We start from the raw sequence: 584 nt of genomic DNA, 5'->3' as shown, positions 1-584 counted from the left end.
ACCCAGGTCCGGCCCGCTGCGGCGCCCGAGCGCGGCGCGCCGGCTCCGGCTCCGGCGCCGGCTCCGGTCGATGACCAGGACAGCGGGAGAGTGGCCCCAGCCGGTCGTGTCAGCGCCGGTGGGCTCGGCGCTGGTCCCAACGGCGCTGGGCGGAGCATCGCGAACCGGGGCACTTCTGGTCGGGATGGTGTCGGGAGCGCCACGCGGGGTCGGGTGCCGGGACCGACCGCGGTCCCGGCGGTCGCGGGGACGGTGGCGCCGGTCAGTGTTCGCCGGCTGGTGCACTGCGGCCTGGTCGCGAGTGTCGCGTTCCTGCTGTTCTTCGCGGCTCTCGGGGCGTTCGGCGTCCTCGCGTTCGGAGCGCTCGCGGCCCTGTGGTCGCTCGGCGTGGCATGGATCATCATTTTCGGGCCGCCGGCCGTCGACGGTCGGATGCTGCGGGAGCAGTACGAGGATCTGCGGGTGTCCGGTGCGCGCGCACTGCGGACCCACGGCGGGAAGGTGCGGTCATCGCTGCGCGGGACGGCTTCGGCGGCGTGCGCGAACCTGCCCCGGCGCGGGCGCGGGCGCGGCGCCGGTCAGCT

The 584-nt window shown here is 76.0% G+C and carries 1 protein-coding gene; it reads left to right on the top strand.

The genetic code is table 11. The features are described 5' to 3' along the window. Positions 1-213 precede the first annotated feature (213 nt). Positions 214-584: hypothetical protein (locus MXD58_RS24620; protein ID WP_250610040.1), on the top strand; the 371-nt coding region annotated here is incomplete at its 3' end.

The organism is Frankia sp. AgKG'84/4, assembly GCF_023242965.2.
GTDB lineage: Bacteria > Actinomycetota > Actinomycetes > Frankiales > Frankiaceae > Frankia.
Note: the sequence above shows the minus strand (reverse complement) of the source record. Positions and strands in the feature narration are given on the sequence as shown.